4 protein-coding genes and 1 pseudogene are annotated in these 3440 nt (G+C 47.7%); 3 read left to right on the top strand and 2 right to left on the bottom strand.

The features are described 5' to 3' along the window. A pseudogene (locus IQ219_RS18185) lies at nt 1-349 on the top strand (NCS2 family permease); the annotation flags it as partial. A gap of 53 nt (nt 350-402) precedes the next feature. Here IQ219_RS18185 and IQ219_RS18180 read toward each other — a convergent pair. After that, nucleotides 403-936 (bottom strand): ATP-binding protein, encoded by a 534-nt coding sequence (locus IQ219_RS18180; protein WP_194073534.1) that lies wholly within the window; start codon nt 934-936, stop codon nt 403-405. A gap of 331 nt (nt 937-1267) precedes the next feature. Between IQ219_RS18180 and IQ219_RS18175 the strand changes: the two genes are divergently transcribed. Continuing rightward, nucleotides 1268-2017 carry a pseudouridine synthase gene (locus IQ219_RS18175; RefSeq protein WP_194073533.1) on the top strand — a complete coding sequence of 250 codons (750 nt, stop codon included), beginning with the start codon at nt 1268-1270 and terminating at the stop codon, nt 2015-2017. Nucleotides 2018-2039: 22 nt separating this feature from the next. Next, a complete protein-coding gene (locus IQ219_RS18170) occupies nt 2040-2597 on the top strand; it encodes a YqeG family HAD IIIA-type phosphatase (protein ID WP_228017334.1) in 558 nt (185 codons plus the stop codon). 381 nt (nt 2598-2978) lie between these two features. On the opposite strand, the gene IQ219_RS18165 is transcribed toward IQ219_RS18170, so the two are convergent. Further along, nucleotides 2979-3440, bottom strand: a 462-nt coding sequence (locus tag IQ219_RS18165) for a DUF3769 domain-containing protein (RefSeq protein ID WP_194073531.1), incomplete at its 5' end; no start/stop codon positions are given.

The raw sequence follows: 3440 nt of genomic DNA, 5'->3' as shown, positions 1-3440 counted from the left end.
AGGTACTCCGGATAATCCCATTACTCCCGAGTTAGTACCCGCTTTTCAACAGGCAGATTTGTTTATTACCGGAGCCTTTGCTTTGGAACAGGGAGTAATTTTCTCGGCCATGATCCTCGCTGCTATGACCGTTTACATCATTGAACAGAAATTTGGCCTAGCTGCCCTCTGGGCGATCGCCGCTGGGGTCCTATCCTGGTTGGGATTAATGCATAGTTACCGATGGACTGGGGCCGACACAGTCATGGCCCTGGGTTGGGGCGCTGGAGCCAGTTGGGCAGTGAGCTACTTTTTGCTCGCTCTCTTATTGATTTATGTGCAATGGACTAACCCAAAACAGGAAAATTAACAGGGGTTGAGCCCGAGGATAGAACCTTCCCTGATGTCGAGCATGGTAGGACACTAGCTGCCATAGCCTGTCCCCGATTTGATTTTGCTGGTGGCATAAAGACTCTTTGGATAGGCAAGATTGCCATTCTCATAAAGTACGTCTATGACGGTAGTAAAGCCCTCTGCTGGCGTTGGAGGAAATTGTTTTAGGGTTTGATGGTAGTCTTCAATTATAAAATCCGGTACTTTTCGTTCTCTCTGTTGATTCCATTGCTGACAAATTTCTAATGGAGTTTTTACATACAGACCAATAACATCAATATCGCCAAGCTGTTTGAGTTTTTGGATTAGTTCTATCCGCCATGCCTTTTTAGCATTAGTAGCATCATAAATAATTGGATACCCTGCATTAAGATGTTGTTTTATTTGTCTAAAAACTTCATTTTCCAGCTCTTGCCAGTTACCTTGAATGAATTCATATCCAAATAATTTTGCCCTAACTTTATCAGTGGAAACAATTTGATAATCGCAATTCTCTTGCAGAATTTTGTTGGCAACAGTTGATTTGCCACTAGACGGACAACCAATTAAAGTTAATATATGCATGGTTTTAATCTCATCTAAAATCAATATACAAGCTTAATCTGCGTAGAGCTGAACAATAAATATGCCTTCCCAGGATCAACAATGTTAATCAATACCTCATCTGTCAGAGAGCTTTATCGTCGGGGAAATACAATCGTTGTGAAAGAGACTCAGTTTCACCGACATGGCCAAAAAGCTCAATAGAGCCTTGGTATATTGCCTGCGAACGAGGAAAGGAGACGGATCTATTATGGTGGGCGCTGCATAAATTGGCATAATTGAGTCTCATTCCCTATTAATTTCCGTTGTGCTTATCCTTTCTCCCCTTCCCTTTGAGGTTGCCAGATAACCTATGGCTGAACGTATTCAAAAATTGCTTTCCCAGTGGGGCATTGCCTCCCGTCGCCATGCGGAGGAAATGATTCTGGCGGGGCGGGTCAGCGTCAATGGCAAAGTGGCTAGCTTGGGGGACAAGGCCGATCCCCAGCGGGATTTTCTCTCGGTGGATGGGAAACAAATTAAGGCTGATAATCGCCCCCGAGATCTTTACTTGCTCATCAATAAGCCGAGGGATGTGCTTTCCACCTGTGAAGACCCGAGGGGCCGGAAAACAGTGCTAGATCTACTTCCCCAGGATTTACAACGGGGCAAAGGACTACATCCCGTTGGTCGGTTAGACCGTAATTCCACCGGCGCTCTCCTGCTCACCAATGACGGCGAGTTGACCCTCCGTCTGACCCATCCCCGTTACCATTTGCCCAAAACCTATGATGTTTGGCTGGCGGGCAATCCCAGCGATGAAGATCTGGAAAAATGGCGATCGGGCATGATGTTAGATGGCAAAAAAACCCTACCGGCCACCCTAGAGGTAATTTCCGAAACCAAAGACCAAATTCACCTGTTAGTTACCCTAACGGAGGGGCGCAATCGTCAAATTCGTCGTTTGGCCGAAGAATTGGGATTGACCGTGTTAAAACTCCATCGCCGCACCATTGGCCCCCTACAGTTGCACACCAGGGGAAAGGTGCTGGGCAGTGGCCAGTTTCGCTTTCTTTCCCCAGCGGAAATTCGACTGCTGAAAAAACAGGTTAATCTGCCATAGTGCTCGCACACTTGTATTCTTATTGTTGTTAAATTCCCTTATTTTTTGCCCCACCATGACCCGCGCAAAGTTACTACAACCGGATTTAGTTTTGGGTAAAACCATTGTGGAGTTGTCCCTCGCCATCCTCGATCGCCATGGGGTCAAGGGTTTAGTGTTGGATGTGGACGAAACCCTGGTGCCGTTTAGGGGGGATCAGGTGTCAGAGGAGTTGCGGGAGTGGATTGATCCCATCAAAGCCAAACTGCCCATTTGGTTGGTGAGCAACAATATGAGCGAGTCCCGCATTGGGGGGGTGGCCCAAACCCTAGATTTACCCTTCCTCTATGGGGCCGCCAAACCTTCTCGTCGTAAATTGCGCCAGGCCATTGCGGAAATGCAGTTGCCGGTGGAAGCTGTTGCCATGGTGGGCGATCGCCTCTTTACCGATGTGCTGGCGGGGAACCGTTTGGGGATGTTTACCATTTTGGTGGAGCCCATGGTGTTACCAGGCAAGCCCCTCTATCCCTGGTCGATCAGGAACATAGAGGTTTGGCTTTCCCAAAAACTGGGGGTTACCCTCCAGGGGGCCCTTGAGTAAGTTTGCCTAAAGCTACAACCCAAGGACTACCTAACCGATCCGGGGATGGGTTGCTCCCCTGATTCCCTTGGGCTATAATTTTATTACAAAACTTAATAAGAAATGATTATGAGAATTATAAAGAGAATCTTAAAAAAAACGATAATCGCCTGGGGATCAGCCATAATTGATCCAACGAAATAACACGGGGTCACCTTTATAAAGACCCTTAACATAATAAAAAACCCGGGGATCAGGTCATTTTGGCTTGATCCCTTTAAAATTATCTGAATTTTTCCCCGTCCATAGGCCGAGAATTGAACGGTGTCCTCCGCTACAAAAATGTCAACAAAAGCAGACATAAATTTGGGAACAATTGTCAGCCCCAGCCTATGTTGAGCTTCAACGGATAACCCCTTGGGTAACGGGGCGGATGTCACTGCCATCAAAGGTGCCCGGGTTCCCACTCCAGTTGAAATCGCTGATGCGTAGGTTGATCGAGCCCACTTGGAGTTGGGGGTTGTAGCGCAGTTGGATATTGTAGGTGCGGCGACTATATTCCAAAACGTAGTCAGTGCTGATTTGTTCGTTGGCGGTGAGACTGTAGGCTCCCTGCACCCCAAACCGCAATGGCCCGTAGATTTGTTGGGTTAAACCAAAGCTAACTATCTCCGTGTCGGCAAAGCGGTCAAAGAAAAATGGCGAAGCATCCCCCCGAATGCCCTGGGAGTAGCCAATGTTAAAGCCGGTGTAGTCCAAATAGGGCTTGGAGAAATTGCCAAATTGCCCAAAAAAGCCGACGGTGCCGGTGAGGGACGGTTGGGTACTGCCATCGCCGTAGTAACTGCCCACGCCGGTAATACC

Origin of the sequence: Synechocystis sp. LEGE 06083 (assembly GCF_015207725.1) — a bacterium.
In the GTDB taxonomy this organism is placed as follows: domain Bacteria; phylum Cyanobacteriota; class Cyanobacteriia; order Cyanobacteriales; family Microcystaceae; genus Synechocystis; species Synechocystis salina.
Note: the sequence above shows the minus strand (reverse complement) of the source record. Positions and strands in the feature narration are given on the sequence as shown.